A 20,173-nucleotide genomic window follows, 5' to 3' on the forward strand; every position below is an offset into this window, starting at 1 on the left:
CCCACCGCACTCTGCACGCACCCTCAAGGAGAACCCATGCGCACTCGCACCACATCACTGGTAGCCCTGGCCGCCGCATCGAGCATCGCCCTCGCGGGCTGCTCGGCCGGCGGAGGCGAATCCGCCGTCCCCGAGGAGGAGCAGCTCGTCTCCGGACTCACCGGCACCATCGGCTCGAAGGACTTCTCCGAGCAGTACATCCTCGCCCACCTCACCAGCCAGCTCCTCAACGCCTACGGCGCCGACACCGACGTGAACACGCAGGTCGTCGGTTCCGCGAACGTGCGAACGGCCCTCGAGAGCGACGAGTTCCTCGGCTACTGGGAGTACACGGGCACCTCGTGGATCACCTACAACGGCAACACCACGCCCGTCGTCGGCGCTGAGGCCCAGTTCGAGGCCACCAAGGAGGCGGATGCCGCGAACGGGATCGCCTGGATCGACCCGGCGCCCCTCAACAACACGTACGCCTTCGCGATCCGCGCCGACAAGGCCGAGGAGCTTGGCGTCTCGTCGCTGAGCGACATCGCCGGCCTCCCGGTCGAGGAGCAGACCTTCTGCATCGAGAGCGAGTTCTCGACCCGTGACGACGGCTTCCCCGGGCTGGTCGACGCGTACGGGATCGACGTGCCGAACGACAACGTCGCCCTGCTCGACACCGGCGTGATCTATACGGCGACCGCCGAGGGCACCGACTGCAACTTCGGCGAGGTGTTCGCGACCGACGGCCGCATCGCCGCCCTCGACCTGGTCGTGCTCGAGGACGACAAGAGCTTCTTCCCGGTCTACCAGGCGGCCTTCACGCTGAAGCAGGAGACGCTTGACGAGCACCCCGGCATCGCCGAGGTCGTCGCCATGTTCGCCGACAAGCTCACCGACGCCGAGATGCAGCGCCTCAACGCGCTCGCCGACGTCGACGGCGAGGACCCCGAGGACATCGCCCGCGACTGGCTCGACGAGCAGGGCCTGATCTAGGTATGGCCGGCACCCTCCAGATCGGCGAGAGCTTCATCGGAGACGGCGCGAACGCCGCGCACGTCAACACCGTGCTCGGCGATCGGGAGGGCCCCGCCGGGGTGGCCTGGGCGACAGCCCTCGCCACCCCGAGCGCCGGGCACGTGCCCTTCGTGGCCGTGCTGCGTCCCTCTCTTCCCGTCAAGCCGCTGACCCTGTTCGTGACCAAGGCCGCCCCGGCCGATGACGGCCACGGTCTCCTCATCTGGGGGCCGGCGCAGGCCGGCGTCGCCGCCGGCGTGGCCGATGCGCTCGCCGAGGGCGTCATCCCGCTCGAGCACGCCGACAGCCACTGCCTCATCGCGGCGGTCTGGGTGAACCCCGCCGCCGACGACGCCGACGCGGTCTTCGCCAACAACCGTCTCTCGACCTTCACTGCCTTGAGCAACGGTGCGCAGCGCCTGCCCAGCACCGACGACGTGATCGCCGCCCGCAACCGACCCGCCAACCCCTTCTACACACCGCAGAGTTGAGCCGATGAAAATCACCGCGATTCGCCTGACCAGGCTGAATCTTCCCCTCGACCCGCCGTTCAACGCCGCGTGGGACCCGGAGCCCCGCCGGGCCTTCCCGGCCACGCTCGTCACCGTCGAGACCGATGAAGGGGTCGTCGGATACGGATCCGGCGACACCATGGACGGTTTCGAGGCGTTCGAGCACCTGTTCCTCGGCACCGACCCGCTGCAGATCATCAACCAGGTGCGCCGCATCGAGACGATCAACTTCCATGGGGGGCGGTACTGGCCCCTGGAGGCGGCGCTGTGGGACATCATCGGGCAGGTCGCCGGGATGCCCGTGGCCGTGCTCTTCGGAGGAGCCCGCGACCGACTGCCGGCGTATGCCTCCAGCGGCGAGCTGCTCGCCCCGGAGGCGCGTGCCGAGTCGGCCCTCGCCGCGAAAGCGGTCGGTTTCCGCGCCATGAAGATCCGCATCGCCCGCGACCGTACGGATGAGGGCATCGCCGCCGTGCGTGCCGCGCGCGAGGCGGTCGGGGACGACTTCGACCTGATGGTCGACCTCAATCAGATGTGGCGGATGTCCGGCGACATCGAGGCGGCGCTGCCGCTCGCGAAGGTGCACCGGCTCGCCGCGGAGCTGGCCGAGCTGGGAGTGCTGTGGCTTGAGGAGCCCCTCCCGCAGGTCGACGTGCCCGGCGCCCAGCGGGTCCGCGCGCAGACAGGTCTTCAGCTCTCGGGCGGCGAGATGGTCCGCAGCCTCCCGGAGATGATGGCGCTCATCGAGCAGGACGCTTTCGACATCTACCAGCCCGATGTCGCTCTCGCCGTCGGCATGTACCGCGCGCGTCAGGTGGCCGAGTCGGCCAACCTTCGGCACCGGTTCTTCACCCCGCACACCTGGACGAACGGGCTGGGGCTACTCGCCAACCTGCACGTGGCCGCCGGCGTCGACGCCGGGCCCTACCTCGAATTCCCGTACGACCCGCCCGGCTGGACCCCTGAGCGGCGCGATTTCTTCATGACACCCATCACGATCGATCCGCACGGCGACGTCGTCGTCCCCGACCGCCCAGGGCTCGGGGTCGAGATCGACCATGACGCCGTCGCCCACTACACGGTCTGAGAGGCTCGCCGACATGACGAACTGGCACGAGGCCGCCGTTGCGCTGCGCCCCGAGACCCGACTGCTGATCGACGGCGAGTTCCGCAGCGCCGCGGACGGCGGGACCTTCGATACCCACTCCCCGCGCGACGGCCGGCTGATCGCGAGCGTGAGTGCGGCATCCGCCGCCGATGTGGATGCTGCGGTGCGGTCGGCCGCGGCAGCATTCGAATCGGGGGTGTGGTCGCGGGCCGACCGGCGACACCGGCAGAGGGCGCTGCTTCGGTTGTCCGAACTCATGCTCGAGAACCTCGACGAGCTCGCGCTGCTGGAATCCCTCGATTCGGGCCACCCCATCGGCGACGCGCGCCGTGTGGACGTGCCGAACGCCGCGCGGGTCGTGCGCTGGTACGCCGAGGCGATCGACAAGGTCTACGACGAGGTCGCCCCCGCGCCGGAGAGCGCCCTCGCCCTCATCACGCGCGAGCCCCTGGGCGTCGTGGGCGCTGTGGTGCCGTGGAACTACCCGCTCATCATCAGCTCTTGGAAGATCGCGCCGGCGCTCGCGATGGGCAATTCGGTCGTGCTCAAGCCCGCCGAGCTCACGAGCCTCTCCGCGCTCATGCTGGGGCGCCTCGCGCTGGAGGCGGGCATCCCGCCCGGCGTCTTCTCGGTCGTTCCCGGGCTCGGCGCCGTCGCCGGCCAGGCGCTCGGACGGCACCCGCTCGTCGACAAGGTCGCCTTCACCGGATCGCCGGCGGTGGGGCGCTCCTTCCTGACCTACGCGGGCGAGTCGAACGGCAAGCAGGTGTCGCTCGAACTGGGCGGTAAGTCGCCGCACATCGTGCTCGATGACGTCGAGGACCTCGATGCTGCCGCCAGCGGCATCGCCTGGGGCATCTTCTACAACGCCGGGCAGACCTGCCACGGCGGCAGTCGCCTCATCGTCGACGAGGCGGTGCACGATGAGCTCCTCGAGAAGGTGCTCGCCGTCGGCCGGTCGCTCGTGCTCGGTGATCCGCTCGACGAGACGACGCAGATCGGCACCATCGCGAGCGAGAAGCAGCTCGAGCGCGTGCTTGACTACGTCGAGGTCGCGCGCGCCGAGGGGGCGCAGGTCATCGGCGGTCGCCGGGTCGCCCCCGTCGAGGGCGGCTATTACGTCGAGCCCACCGTCTTCGACGGTGTCGACAACCGTTCGCGCATCGGCCAGGAGGAGATCTTCGGCCCCGCGCTCGCCGTCACCACCGTGCACGGCGCGGAAGAGGCGGTGCGGGTCGCCAACGATTCCGAGTACGGCCTCGCCGCCGCCGTGTGGACGCGCAGCGTCACGACCGCGCATCGGGCCGCCCGGGCCCTGCGCGCCGGCACCGTGTGGGTCAACGCCTTCGACGTCGCCGACGTGATCACCCCGTTCGGCGGCGTCAAGGCCTCGGGCTCCGGGCGCGATCGCTCCCTCCACGCGCTCGACAGTTACAGCGCACTCAAGACCACCTGGATCAACCTCGGCGACGACCGTCTCTGACGGCTCGCCCGACCACGCGAGAGACATCACCATGACCAGTACCCCCCTCCCCGTCATCGGCTTTATCGGCCTCGGCAACATGGGCTCGGGCATGGCCCGCAACCTGCGGGCCGCGGGCTTCGACCTCGTCATCACCGACATCCGCCGCGAGTCGGGCGACGCGCTCGTCGCGGGCGGCGCCCGCTGGGCCGACACGGCCGCCGAGGTCGCTACGGCCAGTGACGTCGTGATCACCATGCTCCCCACACCGCGCCATGTGGAGTCCGTCCTCCAGGGCCCCGATGGGCTCCTGGCTGGCGCGCGCCCCGGTCTCACGTGGGTCGACATGTCGACCTCCGTGCCCGACGTCGCCGACCGGGTGCGCGCGGAGCACCCAGCGCTCACCGTGATCGACGCTCCCGTCTCCGGCATGTCGGTCGGGGCGGCCAACGGCATGCTGCAGATTTTCGTGGGCGGGGAGGCCGCGGACGTCGAGCGACTGCGCCCGGTGTTCGAGGCCATGGGGGACCCTGATCGGATCATCCACGTCGGCGGTCACGGTTCCGGATACGCGGTGAAGCTCATGATCAACCAGCTGTGGTTCTCGCACCTCGTCGCGACCGCCGAGGTGCTGGCCATCGGGGTGAGGGCCGGTGTCGATCTCGACGTGCTGCGGCGCTCGCTCATCGCCAGCCCCGCCAACAGCACCTTCGTCGAACGCGACGTGCTGTCGGTGCTCGACCACGGCGACTACGACGAGGGCTTCGCCATCGCACTCGCCTGCAAGGATCTCGGGCTCTCGATCGACCTCGCCAGATCGGTCGGGGTGCCGGCGGAGCTCAGCGGTCTCGTTGAGCAGATCTACCGCCGTGCGCGGGCGCAGTACGGCGACCGCGCCGGGGAGATGACGCCCGTCAAGCTGTACGAGGACCTGATCGGACAGCCTCTGCGTCTCGCCGGGGCCGAACGATGACGGCCCTCGCGCCCACCGGCCTCGCGGGTCTGCCCGCGCCGCTGGCCGGTCAGACCCTGACGCTCGACCCGAAGCCGACCGCCCACTTCGGGTGCGGCGCGGTCGCCATGACGGGCTCGGTGGCCAGTGCTCTCGGCGCTCGCCGCGCCCTCATCGTGACGGATGCCTTCCTCGCCACGACCGCGGTGGTGGCCGCCGTGCGCGACTCGCTCGAGGCGGCCGGCATCACGGTGACCGTCTTCGACGGGGTCGCCCCCAATCCGACCACGACCGCCGTGGACGCCGGAAGCGATGCTGCGGCATCGACCGACGCCGACCTCATCGTGCCGGTCGGAGGGGGATCGTCGATGGACGCCGCGAAAGGCATAGCTCTCGGCGCGGTCAACCCGCAGCGCGGAATCGAGCTGGATTACTCCTCGCCCTTCGCGCGGGCGGCCCTGCCCATCATCGCGGTGCCGACCACTGCGGGGACCGGCGCCGAGGTGAATGCTTTCGGCGTCATCACCGACGTCGTGGGCCACCGCAAGTTCTACGTCGGGCACGACAGTGCGCTCGCGCGCGCGGCGATCCTCGACCCGGAGCTCACCCTCGGCCTGCCGGCCGGAGCGACGGCGGCGACCGGCATGGATGCGCTCACCCACGCTCTCGAGTCGTACCTCTCGGTCAGGGCCAACCCCTACTCCGACGGCATAGCGCTCCAGGTGATCGCGACCGTGGCCGAGCACCTGCCGCGAGCCGTCGCCGACGGGTCCGACATCGAGGCGCGAGCCGAGCTCCTGCTCGCCAGCCACGTCGCCGGCGTCGGCTTCTCGCACACCGGCCTGGGTCTCGTGCACGGCATCGCCCACCCGCTCGGCGGTCAGTTCGACATCCCGCACGGGCTCGCGCTCTGCATCGTCATCGAGGAGGTGCTGCGCTTCAGCCTCGCCGCGCGCCGCGCGCGCATCGCCCGCGTCGCCTTCGCACTCGGTGTCGGCCGCACCGATGCGAGCGAGTCCGAGAACGCCGAGGCAGCGATCAGCGCCATCGCCGACCTGGCGCGGCGGGTCGGCATGACCGCCCGGCTGTCGCGGTTCGGCGTCACCGAGGAGGCGCTCCCCTCGCTCGCCCGGGACACCCTCGCCGACGCCGTGACCGTCAACGCCCCCGTGCAGCCGGGCGAGGAGGACGTCGTCGCGATTCTGCGCCGCGCACTCTGAACCGCCGCGTCCACGACCCTTCGTCCACCTACCCTCCGTCCACCGACAACGCCGACCGGCGACCCGCCGGGCAGCCTCTGCAGACCCTTCGAGAGACCATGACGACCGAGACCGAGCTCCTCGCCCGCATTCCCACCGACCTCCTCATCGATGGCCGCTGGCGGCCCGCCTCCCAGGGCGACCGGTTCGACGTCATCGACCCGTCGACGGGTCGGGCGCTCCTCACCGTGGCCGATGCGTCACCGGAGGACGGCGAGGAAGCCCTGGCCGCCGCGCACCGGGCGCAGCGCAGCTGGGGCCGCACCGCGCCGCGCGAGCGGGCCGAGCTGCTCCGGCGGGCGTTCGAGCTCGTCACCGAGCGCGCCGAGGATTTCGCGCTCGTGATGACGCTCGAGATGGGCAAGACCCTCGCCGAATCGCGCGGGGAGGTCGCGTACGGAGCCGAGTTCCTGCGGTGGTTCTCGGAGGAGGCGGTGCGCATCTCGGGTCGCTACTCGACGGCCCCCGACGGCCGCAACCGGCTCCTGGTCACCAAGCGCCCGGTCGGGCCGAGCCTGTTCATCACGCCATGGAACTTCCCGCTGGCGATGGCCACCCGCAAGGTCGCCCCCGCGCTCGCCGCCGGCTGCACCTCGGTGCTGAAGCCCGCCGCCCTCACACCGCTGACCGCGCTGCTGTTCGCAAAGGTACTGCAGGAGGCGGGCATCCCGGATGGCGTCGTGAACGTGATCCCGACCACCCGCGCGGGCGCCGTCACCGGGCCGCTCATCGCCGACCCCCGCCTGCGGAAGCTGTCGTTCACCGGCTCGACCGAGGTCGGGCGGCGTCTCATCGCCGACGCGGCGCCGCAGGTGCTGCGGGTCTCGATGGAGCTCGGCGGCAACGCGCCGCTCATCGTCTTCGACGACGCCGATCTCGACCAGGCGGTCGACGGCACCATGCTCGCCAAGCTCCGCAACGGCGGCGAGGCGTGCACGGCGGCCAACCGTCTCATCGTGCACGAGAGCGTCGCGCGGGAGTTCACCGAGCGCCTCGTCGAGAAGATGCGCGCTCACACCGTCGGTCGCGGTACCGACCCCGCATCGCGCATCGGCCCTCTGGTGGATGCCGCGACGAGGGAGAAGGTGCAGCAGCTGGTCGACGGCGCCGTCGCCGAGGGGGCCCGGATCGCGCTCGGCGGGGCCCCGCTCGACGGACCGGGCTACTTCTACCCGCCCACGGTGCTCGTCGACGTGCCCGCCGAGGCCGGCATCCTCGGTGAGGAGATCTTCGGCCCGGTCGCGCCGATCGTGACCTTCCGCACCGAGCAGGAGGCGATCGATCTCGCGAATGCGACCGAGTACGGCCTGGTCGCCTACGTCTTCACCCGCGACCTCGACCGCGGCATCCGCATCGGCGAGGAGCTGGAGGTCGGGATGCTCGGGCTCAATGCCGGGGTGATCTCGAACCCGGCGGCGCCGTTCGGCGGAGTCAAGCAGTCGGGTCTGGGCCGCGAGGGCGGGTCGGAGGGGATCGAGGAATACCTCGAGACGCAGTACATCGGGATCTCCGACCCGTACGCCGACCGCTGACCGCAGATCGCACCTGAGCGGGCCTGGAGCCTCGCGTGGAAGGATGCGCGCATGGCCCGCATCCTCTCCGTCGCTCCGGCGCTCCCCGCGAACGCGCACGCGCAGGCCGAGATCACGGGGATGCTCGCCGACCGTCTCGCCGACGAGCCGGCCGCCCGGGCGGTGCTGCAGCGCGTGCATGCCGCGAGCGGCATCAGCACCCGGCACCTCGCCCTGCCGCTGGAGCAGTACGCGGGTCTCGACGGATTCAGCGAGACCAACGCGCTCTTCGCCGAGCACGCCCTGCCGCTCGCCGAGGGCGCGGTGCGCGCGGCGCTCGCCGAGGCGGGACTGTCGGTCGACGACGTCGATCACCTCTTCTTCACGACCGTCACGGGCGTGCAGGCGCCCTCGCTCGATGCGCTGCTGGCGACGAGCATGAGCTTCCGCGACGACCTGCGGCGGGTTCCGAGCTTCGGGCTGGGCTGCGTGGCGGGAGCCGCGGGGCTCGCGCGCGTCGCCGACTACCTGGCCGGGCATCCCACCGGCGTCGCCCTGCTGGTGAGCGTCGAGCTCTGCTCCCTCACGCTGCAGTGGGATGACCGCTCGATGGCGAACGTCGTCGGCACCGGCATCTTCGGCGACGGGGCCGCGGCGGTCGTGATGGCGGGGGAGGAGCATCCCCTCGCCCTCGCCGCCCGGCAGTCGGATCGCGCGCTGCCCCGCGTCGTCGCGAGCCGCAGCGCGCTCTACCCCGACTCGGCCGAGATGATCGGCTGGCGGGTCGGCACCCACGGCTTCTCGCTCATGCTCGCGGCCGGCGTTCCGGCGCTCATCGACGGCAACTTCGCCGCCGGGGTCGATGCGCTGCTCGCCGCGCAGGGTCTCGTGCGCGCCGACGTCGACGAGTGGATCGCGCACCCCGGCGGCCCCCGCATCCTCGAGTCGTTCGCCGCGGCCCTCGAGCTCGCGCCCGGCGCGCTCGCCTCGGCCTGGGAGACGATGAGCCGCGTCGGCAACCTCTCCTCCGCGGCCGTGCTGCACGTGCTCGCGGCGGTCGGCGATCGGCCGGCCGGCACGCGCGCGCTGCTCTTCGCCCTCGGCCCGGGCGTCACCGCCGAGCTCGTGCTGCTGGAGTGGTCGTGAGCGCGCTGCTGTACGGCCTCCTCGTGCTCGCGACGGGGGTCGAGCGGCTCGTCGAGCTCGTCATCTCGAAGCGGCACGCGGCCCTCGCCTTCGCCCGTGGCGGCGTCGAGCACGGGCGCGGTCACTTCCCCTTCATGGTCGTCCTGCACACGGGCCTGCTCGTGGCGAGCGTCGCCGAAGTCGTGCTGCTCGACCGGCCGTTCATCGGCGCGCTCGGCTGGCCGATGCTCGTCATCGCGCTGCTCTGCCAGGCGGGCCGCTACTGGGTGATCGCCTCGCTCGGCGAGCAGTGGAACACGCGCGTCATCGTCGTTCCCGGCGCCGGCCGCGTCACCCGCGGGCCGTACCGCTTCGCCTGGCTGCGCCACCCCAACTATTGGATCGTCGCGGTCGAGGGCATCGCCCTGCCGCTCGTGCATTCGGCGTGGATCACCGCGCTCGTGTTCACCGTGCTCAACGCGGTGCTGCTGCTCGGGTTCCGCATCCCGGTCGAGAACCGGGCGCTGCGGGCGCTGCAGACCGCCGGGCCGGGCGCCGCGGCCGCGGGGCCGGCGGGCGCGGGGGCGGGCGCGGGGGCGTGACCATGCGCGTCGCGATCGTGGGCGGCGGGCCCGTGGGGCTCGCGACGGCGATCGGGGCGCGACTGGCGGGGCTCTCGCCGGTGATCTTCGAGGCGCGATCCGGCCTCATCGACAAGGCGTGCGGCGAGGGCCTCATGCCGGGCGCGATGGCGGCGCTGCGGCGGTTGGGCGTCGACCCCGCGGGCAGCCCCATCCGGGGCATCCGGTATCAGGATGCCCGCCGCGCCGTCGAGCACCGCTACGGGCCCGGCCGCGAGGGTCGGGGGGTTCGCCGGCTCGTGCTGCACGCGGCGCTGCTCGAGCGGGCCTCCGAGCTCGGGGTCGCGCGGCGGACGATGCGGGTGGACGGGTTCTCGGCGGACGCGTCGGGGGTCGTCGTCGACGGCGATCGCTTCGACGCGCTGGTCGGAGCGGACGGGCTGCACTCGCGCGTGCGGGCGGTCGCCGGGCTCGACCGGGGGCCGGCGCGCGCGGCTCGGCGGGGTTCGTCGGCCGGGCGTGCGGAGACGGCCGCGCGGTCTGCGCCCGCGGCGCCCGCGGCTGCTGCGGCGGCGGCGCGCGAGCGCGCGCTCGGCGCGGACGGGCGGCGCTTCGGCCTGCGTCAGCACTTCGCCGTCGCCCCCTGGTCGGATCTGGTCGAGGTGACCTACCTCGACGACGTCGAGCTCTACGTGACGCCGGTCGACGAGGGCACGGTCGGCGTCGCGGTGCTCGGCCGGCGCCCGCTCGATCTGGCGGCGGCGATCGCCCGGGTGCCGTCGCTCGCGGAGCGACTGTCGGGCGCTGCTCCCGCGTCGGAGTTGCGCGCCGCCGGAGCCCTGCGCCAGCGCACGCGCGCCCGCACGTCAGGGCGGGTCGCGCTCGTCGGCGACGCCTCGGGCTACGTCGACGCCCTCACGGGCGAGGGTCTTCGCGTGGGGCTCGCGCAGTCCGAGCAGCTGGTCGCGGCGCTCGCCGCGGGAACCCTGCCCGCCTACGAGCGCGCCTGGTCGCGGTCGACCCGCGACTTCCGGATGCTCACCGCGGGCCTCCTCGCCGCCGCGACCTCCCCGGCCCGCGGTCTCATCGTTCCGGCGGCTGCCGCGATGCCGCGCGTCTTCGGCGCCGTCGTGGACCGCCTCGCGCGCTGAGCGCGCGCCTGCTCCGCCTGCTCGCCCGCTCCACCCGCTCCGCCCTCCACCCGCGCGCCCGCCCGTCCGCGCGCGGCAGCGCGCCCGCTCGCCCGCTCCACCCGCTCCGCCCTCCACCCGCGCGCCCGCCCGTCCGCGCGCGGCCGCGCCCGCCCGCCCGTCCGACCGCTCCACCCGCCCGCGCTCGCGCGCCCGCCCGTTCGTCGGCTCCGCGCGCGCGCCCGCCCGCCGGGCCGCCCGCCCGCCGGGCCGCCGTGCCGCCGGGCCGTCCGACCGTCTGCCCCTCCGCACGCCTGACCGTCCTCGCCCCGTGCCTTCGCGCTTCCGAGCCCGGCCAGCCCGACTCCTCGTTCCGCCCGCCCGGGAACGGTGCCTGGCTCGATCAGCTGCTCCCTGCTTCGGATACCCGCGGTGAGCGATCGGCCCGGTCGCCAGGGCGCGGCATTCGCGCCTGCGCGCCCTCCACTCTGCAGGAAGAAGACGTGGATTCCTCGCAGAGTTCCTGCAGAGTGGAAGGAGCGCGAGAGAGGGAGCATGATCCTGCGCGGACGGCGCGGACGGCGAGGACGGCGAGGAAGGCGCGGAGGGCGCGGAGGGCGCGGAGGGCCCGGAGGGCGCGGGAGGCGCGGAAAGCGCGGAAGGCGAGCAGGACGCGGAGGGCGCGGGTGGGCCGGCGTTGTGCGCGGCCGGAGAGCGAGGGGCGCGGAGGGCGCGGCGGGCGCGGCCCGCGGCGCGGCTCTACTCGAGCCCGAGCATCCCCGTCAGATCGTCGACCGTGCGCGCGATCGCCGCGGCGTGCGCGTGCTCGGAGGGCGTGCCGTAACCCCACTCGACGGCGATCGTCGGCACGCCGTGCAGGGCCGCGCCCTCGATGTCGTGGATGCGGTCGCCGACCATGACGACGTTCGACAGGTCGACGCCGAGCCCGTCGAGGCGGCGCAGCGCCTCCTCGACGACGTCGGCCTTCGCGCTGCGGGTCTCGTCGGCCGAGGCTCCCGTGATGACGGTGAAGCAGGTCGCCAGGGTGACGTGCTCGAGCATGAGCGTGGCCGGAACCTCCGGCTTCGAGGTCGCGAGCGACAGCGGGATGCCCGCCGCGGCGATGCGCTGCACGAGCACCCCCATGCCGTCGTAGAGCGTCGAGTCGTAGGCACCGTCGTCGAGGTACTTCTCGCGGTAGATCTGCAGCGCGCGCTCGGAGGTCTCGGCGTCGAGGCCCGCGAGGAGAGCGAAGGACTCCATGATGGGCGGGCCGACCCAGCGCATGAGCGACTCGTGCGGCGGCACGGGCATGCCGAGCTCGCGGAAGGTGTGCGCGAGGGTCGCCGTGATGCCCGGCGCGGAGTCGAGGATCGTGCCGTCGAGGTCGAGCAGGATCGCCGAGAAGGGTGGGAGGGGCTCCGGCAGGTCGGCGGGGAGCGGCGTCGAGGCGGCGGTAGTCATCACCGGAAGCCTAGAGGCGCCGGCGCCGAGCATCCTGACCCCGCGGAGGACGGTATGGCGGCCCGCGGACGGCGCGATCAGAAGAGCCGGGGAACCCCGTCGTCGAGCCCGCGCATCGCGTCGTAGTCGAGCAGCAGGCAGCGGATGCCGCGATCCTCGGCGAGGGTGCGCGCCTGCGGCGTGATCTCCTGCGCGGCGAAGACGCCGGCGACCGGCGCGAGCAGCGGGTCGCGGTTCATGAGCTCGAGGTAGCGGGTCAGCTGCTCCACGCCGTCGATGCCGCCGCGCCGCTTGATCTCGACGGCGAGGGATGCCCCGCTCGCGTCACGGGCGAGGATGTCGACCGGCCCGATCGCCGTCATGTACTCGCGGCGCACGAGCGTCGTGCCCTCGCCCAGCAGCGCGATCTGCTCGGCGAGCAGCTTCTGCAGGTGCGCCTCGACGCCGTCCTTCTGCAGCCCCGGGTCGAGCCCCAGCTCGTGCGCCGTTTCGTGCACGACCTCGTGGATCGACACCACGAGCATGTCGGCCGTCTTCGCGTGCGTGACCCGCCACAGCGCGGTGACGCCGGCCGCGCGCTGATCGTCGTCGGGCTCGTGCACCGTGAGGGAGCAGGGCGGGCTCATCCAGTTGAGCGGCTTGTACGAGCCGCCGTCGCTGTGCACGAGCAGAGACCCGTCGTTCTTGTGGATGAGCAGGCGCGTCGCGAGCGGCAGATGCGCACTGAGTCGCCCGGCGTAGTCGACGGAACACTTGGCAATGACGAGGCGCACGAGGGTCGAGTCTAAGCGGGCGCGCTCAGCCCCAGACCCCCGGCCGGTGCTCCTCCGCGACGCTGCCGCCGCCGTCGACGACGATGAGCTGCCCCGTCACGTAGGCGGCGCCGGGCGACGCGAGCCAGGCGATCGCGCTCGCCACCTCGTCGGGGGTGCCGCTGCGGCCGAGGGGCGTGAGCGTTCCCTCGACCGCCTCCTGCTCCAACTGCGAGCCCGTGGCGATCCAGCCCGGGGCGACCGCGTTGACCGTGATGCCGTGGCGCGCCTCGTCGACGGCCAGCGCGCGGGTGAAGCCGAGCATCCCCGCCTTCGCCGTCGCGTAGCCGAGGTCGTCGCGGGCAGCCTGCACGGCGCCCGTCGTCGAGGCCACCGAGACGACGCGGCCCCAGCCGCGCTCGCGCATGCCGGCCACCACGCCGCGCGTCACCAGGAACACGCTCGTCAGGTTCACGTCGACCGCGCTGCGCCACTCGGCGACCGTCATGCCGATGTCGCCGCGCGGCATCTGCTCGCCGACGGCGACCATGCCCGCGTTGTTGACGAGCACGTCGACCGCGCCCAGCAGCTCGTGCACCGACGCCAGGGCGGCGCCCGCCGCGGCCTCCGTCTCGAGGCGCGCGACCACGCCGACCGCGTCGAAGCCGAGCTCGCGCAGCTCGTCGACGCGCGCCGCGATGCGGTCGGTCGTCGCCGTCATGGCGACGCGGGCACCGAGCTCGGCGAGGGCGCGGGCCGTGGCGAAGCCGATGCCCGATGCCGATCCGCAGCCGGTGACGAGCGCCGTGCGACCGGTCAGGTCGAGAGCGGACGGCAGGGCGGGCGGTGCGGAGGGGAGCGCGGTCATGCGCTCAGGCTACGGGCGGGCATCCTCATCGACGGATGCCCGTGCCGGAGCCTGATCGGCCGCCCGCGCGCCCGCGGCCGCACCACGCTCGCGCGCGGCGCCCGAGGCGATCGCCGCGACGAGGATGAGCACGAGGACGATCCAGAGGGCATTGAGCAGGCCGATGCGCTCGCCGAGGAAGCCGATGACCGGCGGGCCGACGAGGAAGGCGAAGTAGCCGACCGTCGCGACGGCGGCGACGGAGGCGGCGGCCCTCGAGGGGTCGTCGGCCGCGGCCGACATGCCCACCGGGAACCCGAGCGAGGAGCCGAGTCCCCAGGCGAAGATGCCGAGCGCGGCGATGATCGGCTGGTCGACGGTGATGAGCACGGCGAGGCCGGCGGCGGCGAGGATCGCCGAGCCGCGCAGTACGGGCACGCGGCCGAAGCGGTCGAGGATCCAGACGCCGGCGATGCGGCCGATCGTCATCGCCGTGGCGAAGATGCCGAAGGCGAGGGCGCCCGTAGCCTCGTCGACGCCGCGGCCGTCGACGACGGCGAGGGCGAGCCAGTCGTTGGCCGAACCCTCGGCGAAGGCCATGCCGAGCACGATGAGGCCGATGAGTAGGATGCGCGGCTCGCGCCAGATCGCCAGGCGGTCGCGGAACGTCGACTTCTCGCCCGACTCGTTCTCGCCCTCGAGCCCGGCGAGCACGGCGTCGCGGGGCAGGAACCGCACGACGACGAGCGTCGCCACCAGCAGCAGCACCGCCATCGCCGACGCGTGCACGTCGACGCCGATGCCGAGGTCGGCGACGCCCGCGGCGATGGAGGCGCCGACGATGGTGCCGAAGCTCCAGGAGGCGTGGAACCAGGGCATGATCGAGCGCCCCTGACGCTGCTCGACGCCCGCGCCCTCGAGATTCATCGCGACATCGGTGATGCCCGTCGCGGCGCCGAAGAAGAGCAGCGTCACGAAGACGACCGCGAACGAGCCGATCGCCTGCGCGCCGATGCCGATGAGGGCGAGCCCGATCGAGGTCGTCACCAGCCCGACGAGGATCACCCGCCGCGTGCCGAGGCGAGCGATGACGTGGCTGCTCGACAGCAGGCCGAGGATCGAGCCGATCGCCATGCCGAGGATGAGCAGCCCGAACTGGTCGGTGCGCACGTCGAGGGCGTCGCGGATCGCCGGCGTGCGCGCCACCCAGGTGGCCATCGTCATGCCGTTGAGGGCGAAGACGACGAAGACCGCGGCGCGCCAGGGGGCGAGCGCGGGGAGGGAGGCGGTGGGGGCGGTCACGTCGGGCCCTTTCGAGGGAGCGCCCGTGAGCGGGCGGAGCGGAGGTGAAGGATCTGAGGGGAGCGGGCCGATCGAATCGATTCGATACCGCGGTTCGACTACGCTAACAGCCCATGGCGACCCCGGCAAACAGTGCAGACGAGGGCGCCCGACCGACCCTCGCCCAGGTCGCCGCGCGCGCCGGCGTGAGCGCCTCGACCGCGAGCCTCGCCTTCAGCGGCGCCGGCCCCGTGGCGGAGGAGACGAAGCAGCGCGTGCTCGCCGCCGCCCGCGAGCTCGACTACGGCGGCCCCGACCCCCGCGCCCGCAGCCTGCGCACCGGCCGCAGCGGCATCATCGCCGTCGTCATGGAGGACCGCATCCGCGACGCCTTCCGCGACCCCATGGTCGTCACGATGCTCGACGGCATCGCCGATGAGATCGGCGCCGCCGGCTACAGCCTCCTCCTGCTCACCGACAGCCTCGAGCGCCAGCAGGGCGGCCTGCGCGACGCCCCGATGGATGCCGCTCTCCTGCTCGGCTGCAGCACCGACCTCGACCCCGCCGTCGCCGTGCTGAGCCGCCGCCAGGTGCCGCTCATCGGCGTCGAGGCGCAGGCGCGCGAGGGGATGCACCTCGTCGACGTCGAGAACCGTGCGGGCATGCGCGCGGGAGCGCAGCACCTGCACGATCTGGGTCACCGGCGCGTGGGCATCCTGACCCTGCCGATGGACCGCCCGCACACCCGGGGCGCGCTCACCGCCGACTGGGAGACGTCGAGCGTCGCCTACACGGGCCGCGAGCGGTTGGCCGGCGTGCGCGACGTGTTCCCCGACGCGCCCGCGGTCGTCGCCGCCGGCAGCCTGCCCGAGGAGGGCGCGCTCGCGGCGCGGACCCTGCTCGACGCCCACCCCGACCTCACCGCGATCGTCGGGCAGAGCGACCTCATCGCGCTCGGCGCCATCCAGGCGGCCGAGGAGCGGGGGATGACCGTTCCGCGCGACCTCAGCGTGCTCGGCTTCGACGGCGCGCGCATCGACGGTCTCACCGACCGGCGTCTGACGACCATCGTGCAGCCGAGCGTCGAGAAGGGGCGCACGGCGGCGCGCATGGCGCTCGCGGCGCTCGCCGGGGAGCCGGTGACGAGCGTCGTGTTCCCGGTCGAGCTGCGCCTGGGCGACACCACGGCGGCGCCGCGCGGCTGAGCGCCCCGAGCCTGAGAGAAGCCTGGGCGTCCGTGACGATGCCCCGAGCATCCCCGTCTCCCCTGCGTACCCGGAAGCCATCCCGACTTCCCCTGACACGTGAGGAGCGCACCATGAGCGCAGCGGACAAGGCCAAGCACCTCGGCGAGGAGCTCGTCGGCAAGGCCAAGGAGGCCGCCGGCAAGGTCACCGGCAACGAGAAGCTCGAGGCCGAGGGCAAGGCCGATCAGGCCACGGCCAACGCGAAGCAGGCCGGCGACGACGTCAAGGACGTCTTCGGCAAGTAGTCCCGCACCGTTCCGGCCCCGACGGCTCCGGCCGCCGGGGCCGTGCTCTGCGCGCCGCGAGCGCGCGAGCCGAGCACCACCCCCACCCCTGACCGCATCACCAGACAAGGAACCGATCCCATGGGCATTCTCGCCTTCCTCCTCCTCGGCCTCATCGCCGGCGCCATCGCCAAGCTGATCCTCCCCGGCAAGCAGGGCGGCGGCTGGCTCATCACCCTCGTGCTCGGCGTGCTCGGTGCCTTCCTCGGCGGCTTCATCGGCAGCGCGGCCTTCGGCGTCGGCATCGGCAGCTTCTTCGAGCTCAGCTCCTGGCTGCTCGCCATCGGCGGCGCGCTCATCGTGCTCGTGATCTACGGCGCGCTGACCGGCCGCAAGCGCGCGTAACGCGTCTCATCCGCACCCCGACGGGCGCGCATCCTCTACCGGGAAGCGCGCCCGTCATCGTCGGCGCCGTCGGCGGGGGCGGGCGCGCCGGACGATCCCTCGGGCAGCCCTTCGGGGGCGAAGCGGTAGCCCATCCCCGCCTCGGTGAGCAGGTAGCGCGGCGCGCTCGGCACGGGCTCGAGCTTCTTGCGCAGCTGGGCCATGTACAGCCGCAGGTAGCCGGTGTCGCCCGTCGACGGTCGCCCCCAGACGGTCGCCAGCAGCGTCTCGCGGGTGATGAGCGTTCCCGGGTGGCGCACGAGCTCCTCGAGCAGGCGCCACTCGGTCGGGGTGAGCCGCACCGGGGCTCCCGCGCGCAGCACCTGCCGGTGCGCGAGGTCGACGACCACCTCGCCGAAGGCGACCGTCGGGCCCGTCGCCTCGACCGGGCCGAGCCGGCGCGACAGCGCGCGGATGCGGGCGAGCAGCTCGTCGACCGAGAAGGGCTTGGTCATGTAGTCGTCGGCGCCGGCGTCGAGGGCGTCGACCTTGTCCCACGACTCCGAGCGGCCCGAGACGACGAGGATGGGCATCGTCGACCAGCCGCGCACGGCCTCGATCACCTCCTGACCGGTCAGCCCGGGCATCCCCAGATCGATCACGATCAGATCGGGATGCGCGTGGATCGCGGTGTCGAGCGCCTCGGTGCCCGTGCGCGCCGTGACGACGGTGTGCCCGCGCGCCTTGAGCGTGATGGCGAGCGCGCGCAGGATCTGCTCGTCGTCGTCGGCGATGAGGATCTTCATGCCTCGGCCCCGTCCTCGCGTGCGCCGTCGGCGTCGGTCGGGTCGCTCGCGGCGGCGAGCTCGACGACCATGGTGAGGCCGCCGCCCGGGGTGTCCTCCGGGTCGATCGTGCCGCCCATCGCCGCGGTGAAGCCCTGCGACAGCGCGAGGCCCAGGCCGAGGCCCGTCGCGTTGTCCGTGTCGGTGAGGCGCTGGAACGGCGCGAACACCTCCTCGCGCCGCTCGGCGGGAACCCCGGGGCCGTGGTCGACGACGCGCAGCTGCACCCGATCGCCGATCGTGCTGACCGACAGCAGCGGAGGGGAGCCCTCGGGCGAGAAGCGCAGGGCGTTGGCGAGCAGGTTGACCACGACGCGCTGCGCGAGAGCGGCATCCGCCCGCATGACCACCCCTTCGCCCAGCTGCAGCCGCACGTCGTCGGGGCCCGCCCCCAGCTCGTCGAGCGCGTCGACGATCACGGAGTCGACGGCGACGTCGGCGAGCACCACCCCGAGGGTTCCGGCCTGCAGACGGCTAACATCCAGCAGGTCGGTCACGAGCTCGGTCAGCGAGAGCAGGCTCGCCTCGGCCGTCGCGAGCAGCTCGGAGCGGTCGGCGTCATCGAGGGCCACCTGCCCCGAGCGCAGGGCCGTCACGGAGGCGGTCGCCGCCGCGAGCGGGCGCCGCAGGTCGTGCCCGACCGCGGCGAGAAGGGCGCTGCGCAGCCGGTCGGCCTCGGCGATCGGGCGGGCGGCGTCGGCCTCGCCCGCGAGCCGGCGCTGCAGCAGGGCGAGGGCGAGCTGCGAGACGAAGGCGCCGAGGATGGTGCGGTCGGAGCTCGTCAGGGCGGGCCCGCGCAGGTAGAGGGTCGAGCCCTCGCCGAGCGGGATGCGCGTCTCCACGTCGCGGTCGTCGGCGAGGGAGGCGTCGCGCGCCGAATGGGTGACGTCGCCGCGCTGGGAGAGGATGACGCTCGTGAGGCCGAAGGCCTCGCGCAGGCGGTGCACGAGGGTGTCGAGGGCATCCGCGCCCGAGATGACGCTGCCGGCCACGCTCACGAGGGTGGCCGATTCGGCGGCCGAGCGCCGCGCGGCCGCGGCACGACGGGCGGCCTGGTCGACGATGATGCTCACCAGCACGGCCACGACCACGAAGATGCCGATCGCGGCGATGTCGCGCGGGCTGGCGATCGAGAGCCCGTAGAGCGGCTCGATGAAGAAGTAGTTGAGCACGAGCCCGGCCGAGAGCGCGCCGGCGAGGGCCGGCACGATGCCGCCGATGACCGTCACGACGACGACGAGCAGCTGGAAGGCGAGCACATCGGTGACGATGGACTCGGGCGAGCGGAAGGGCGCGAGCAGCGCGGTGAGAGCGGGCAGGCCGACTCCGAGCACGAGGAACGCGAGCGCCAGGCGCCTTCTGCTCAGCGCTCGGCGCACGACGGGCAGTCGCAGCGTGGGGGCGGCCCCGTGCGAGACGATGTGCACGTCGATGTCGCCGGAGAGCCGGATGATCGCCTGGCTCACGCTCGGCCCGCCGAGGAGGGCGGCCCAGCGGCTGCGACGGCTGACGCCGATGACGAGCTGGGTGGCATCGACGCTGCGGGCGAACTCGATGAGGGCCGTGGGCACGTCGGTCGACACCAGCTCGTGGAAGCTGCCGCCGAGGGATTCGACGAGCGCGCGCTGGGCGGCGAGCGCGGGGGAGGGGCGGGCGGCGAGGCCGTCGGAGTCGCCCACGTGCACGGCGGTCAGCTCGCCCGCGCCGGATCGCGCCGTGATGCGGGCGGCGCGGCGGATGAGGGTCTCGCCCTCGTCGCCGCCGGTGAGCGCGACGACGACCCGCTCGCGCGACTCCCACATCGCATCGATGCCCTGCTCGCGGCGGTACCGGCGCAGGGCGTCCTCGACCTCGTCGGCGAGCCAGAGCAGCGCGAGCTCGCGCAGCGCCGTGAGGTTGCCGAGTCGGAAGTAGTTGCCGAGCGCCGCGTCGATGCGCTCGGCCGGGTACACGAGCCCGGCGCCGAGCCGCTCGCGCAGCGCCTGGGGGGCGATGTCGACGAGCTCGATGCGGTCGGCGGCACGCAGCACGTCGTCGGGGATGGTCTCGCGCTGGGCGACGCCCGTGATGCGCTCGACGACGTCGTTGAGCGAGGCGATGTGCTGGATGTTGACGGTCGTGAGCACGTCGATGCCGGCGTCGCGCAGCCGGTCGACGTCCTCCCATCGCTTCTCCTCGGCCGAGCCGGGAGCGTTGGTGTGGGCGAGCTCGTCGACGAGGGCGACGGCGGGGGCGCGGGCGATGACGGCGTCGACGTCGAGCTCGTCGAGGGCGACGCCCCGATGCTCCACCCGACGGCGGGGGATGAGCTCGAGCTCGTCGACGAGGGCGGCGGTGGCCCGGCGCCCGTGGGTCTCGACGAGGGCGACCACGACGTCGACCCCCTCGTCGCGCAGGCGTCGGCCCTCCTCGAGCATGGCGACGGTCTTGCCGACGCCCGGAGCGGCGCCGAGGAACACCCGCAGCAGCCCTCTCGTCATGCCGCGTCCTCCC

Annotated in this window: 19 protein-coding genes; 13 read left to right on the forward strand and 6 right to left on the reverse strand. The window is 73.1% G+C overall.

What is annotated here, in order from left to right; genetic code table 11:
* The first annotated feature begins 36 nt into the window (after nt 1-36).
* The 10 genes from OVN18_RS04975 to OVN18_RS05020 all read left to right on the forward strand — a co-directional run bounded on the left by OVN18_RS04975 (nt 37) and on the right by OVN18_RS05020 (nt 10,657).
* On the forward strand, nt 37-975 hold the full coding sequence (locus OVN18_RS04975; RefSeq protein WP_267782350.1) for a glycine betaine ABC transporter substrate-binding protein: 939 nt from the start codon (nt 37-39) through the stop codon (nt 973-975).
* A 2-nt stretch (nt 976-977) separates the two neighbouring features.
* Nucleotides 978-1,487: a formaldehyde-activating enzyme gene (gene fae, locus OVN18_RS04980; protein WP_267782352.1), complete on the forward strand. Its 510-nt coding sequence runs from the start codon at nt 978-980 to the stop codon at nt 1,485-1,487.
* A gap of 4 nt (nt 1,488-1,491) precedes the next feature.
* Nucleotides 1,492-2,595, forward strand: a complete 1,104-nt coding sequence (locus tag OVN18_RS04985) for a mandelate racemase/muconate lactonizing enzyme family protein (RefSeq protein WP_267738487.1) — start codon at nt 1,492-1,494, stop codon at nt 2,593-2,595.
* Between the two features lie 13 nt (nt 2,596-2,608).
* Nucleotides 2,609-4,099, forward strand: coding sequence for an aldehyde dehydrogenase (locus OVN18_RS04990; RefSeq protein ID WP_267738488.1), 1,491 nt, complete (start codon nt 2,609-2,611; stop codon nt 4,097-4,099).
* A 31-nt stretch (nt 4,100-4,130) separates the two neighbouring features.
* Nucleotides 4,131-5,051 (forward strand): NAD(P)-dependent oxidoreductase, encoded by a 921-nt coding sequence (locus OVN18_RS04995; protein ID WP_267738489.1) that lies wholly within the window; start codon nt 4,131-4,133, stop codon nt 5,049-5,051.
* Nucleotides 5,048-6,250 carry an iron-containing alcohol dehydrogenase family protein gene (locus tag OVN18_RS05000; RefSeq protein ID WP_267782354.1) on the forward strand — a complete coding sequence of 401 codons (1,203 nt, stop codon included), beginning with the start codon at nt 5,048-5,050 and terminating at the stop codon, nt 6,248-6,250. Before OVN18_RS04995 ends, OVN18_RS05000 begins: the two co-directional genes overlap by 4 nt.
* Nucleotides 6,251-6,348: 98 nt before the next feature.
* Nucleotides 6,349-7,821: an NAD-dependent succinate-semialdehyde dehydrogenase gene (locus OVN18_RS05005; RefSeq protein ID WP_267738491.1), complete on the forward strand. Its 1,473-nt coding sequence runs from the start codon at nt 6,349-6,351 to the stop codon at nt 7,819-7,821.
* Nucleotides 7,822-7,872: 51 nt separating this feature from the next.
* A complete protein-coding gene (locus tag OVN18_RS05010; protein ID WP_267782357.1) occupies nt 7,873-8,946 on the forward strand; it encodes a type III polyketide synthase in 1,074 nt (357 codons plus the stop codon).
* Entirely contained in the window at nt 8,943-9,527 is a 585-nt protein-coding gene (locus tag OVN18_RS05015) for an isoprenylcysteine carboxyl methyltransferase family protein (protein WP_267782359.1), read from the forward strand. The genes OVN18_RS05010 and OVN18_RS05015 overlap by 4 nt, the downstream gene beginning before the upstream one ends.
* Before the next feature lie 2 nt (nt 9,528-9,529).
* Nucleotides 9,530-10,657, forward strand: a complete 1,128-nt coding sequence (locus OVN18_RS05020) for an FAD-dependent monooxygenase (RefSeq protein WP_324287805.1) — start codon at nt 9,530-9,532, stop codon at nt 10,655-10,657.
* A 738-nt stretch (nt 10,658-11,395) separates the two neighbouring features.
* Here the strand turns inward: OVN18_RS05020 and OVN18_RS05025 are convergent.
* The 4 genes from OVN18_RS05025 to OVN18_RS05040 all read right to left on the reverse strand — a co-directional run bounded on the left by OVN18_RS05025 (nt 11,396) and on the right by OVN18_RS05040 (nt 15,001).
* Nucleotides 11,396-12,100, reverse strand: coding sequence for an HAD hydrolase-like protein (locus tag OVN18_RS05025; RefSeq protein ID WP_267782364.1), 705 nt, complete (start codon nt 12,098-12,100; stop codon nt 11,396-11,398).
* Between the two features lie 77 nt (nt 12,101-12,177).
* Complete coding sequence (gene nucS, locus OVN18_RS05030) at nt 12,178-12,873, reverse strand: endonuclease NucS (RefSeq protein ID WP_267738498.1); 696 nt, start codon at nt 12,871-12,873, stop codon at nt 12,178-12,180.
* A gap of 25 nt (nt 12,874-12,898) precedes the next feature.
* Complete coding sequence (locus OVN18_RS05035) at nt 12,899-13,720, reverse strand: SDR family NAD(P)-dependent oxidoreductase (protein ID WP_267782365.1); 822 nt, start codon at nt 13,718-13,720, stop codon at nt 12,899-12,901.
* A gap of 9 nt (nt 13,721-13,729) precedes the next feature.
* Entirely contained in the window at nt 13,730-15,001 is a 1,272-nt protein-coding gene (locus OVN18_RS05040) for an MFS transporter (protein WP_267782366.1), read from the reverse strand.
* A gap of 113 nt (nt 15,002-15,114) precedes the next feature.
* Here OVN18_RS05040 and OVN18_RS05045 point away from each other — a divergent pair, with 113 nt between their 5' ends.
* The 3 genes from OVN18_RS05045 to OVN18_RS05055 all read left to right on the forward strand — a co-directional run bounded on the left by OVN18_RS05045 (nt 15,115) and on the right by OVN18_RS05055 (nt 16,856).
* The gene (locus OVN18_RS05045; RefSeq protein ID WP_267782368.1) at nt 15,115-16,185 is read left to right on the forward strand and encodes a LacI family DNA-binding transcriptional regulator; all 1,071 of its coding nucleotides are present in this window, start codon (nt 15,115-15,117) and stop codon (nt 16,183-16,185) included.
* A gap of 113 nt (nt 16,186-16,298) precedes the next feature.
* On the forward strand, nt 16,299-16,472 hold the full coding sequence (locus OVN18_RS05050; protein WP_267782371.1) for a CsbD family protein: 174 nt from the start codon (nt 16,299-16,301) through the stop codon (nt 16,470-16,472).
* A 120-nt stretch (nt 16,473-16,592) separates the two neighbouring features.
* Nucleotides 16,593-16,856 carry a GlsB/YeaQ/YmgE family stress response membrane protein gene (locus OVN18_RS05055; RefSeq protein WP_267738503.1) on the forward strand — a complete coding sequence of 88 codons (264 nt, stop codon included), beginning with the start codon at nt 16,593-16,595 and terminating at the stop codon, nt 16,854-16,856.
* A gap of 35 nt (nt 16,857-16,891) precedes the next feature.
* Here OVN18_RS05055 and OVN18_RS05060 read toward each other — a convergent pair whose 3' ends face one another.
* Together OVN18_RS05060 and OVN18_RS05065 are read right to left on the reverse strand one after the other, a co-directional pair.
* On the reverse strand, nt 16,892-17,641 hold the full coding sequence (locus OVN18_RS05060; protein WP_267782375.1) for a response regulator transcription factor: 750 nt from the start codon (nt 17,639-17,641) through the stop codon (nt 16,892-16,894).
* Complete coding sequence (locus tag OVN18_RS05065) at nt 17,638-20,160, reverse strand: sensor histidine kinase (RefSeq protein ID WP_267782376.1); 2,523 nt, start codon at nt 20,158-20,160, stop codon at nt 17,638-17,640. Before OVN18_RS05065 ends, OVN18_RS05060 begins: the two co-directional genes overlap by 4 nt.
* Between the last annotated feature and the right edge of the window lie 13 nt (nt 20,161-20,173).

The sequence above is a fragment of the Microcella daejeonensis genome, from assembly GCF_026625045.1.
Lineage (GTDB): Bacteria > Actinomycetota > Actinomycetes > Actinomycetales > Microbacteriaceae > Microcella > Microcella daejeonensis.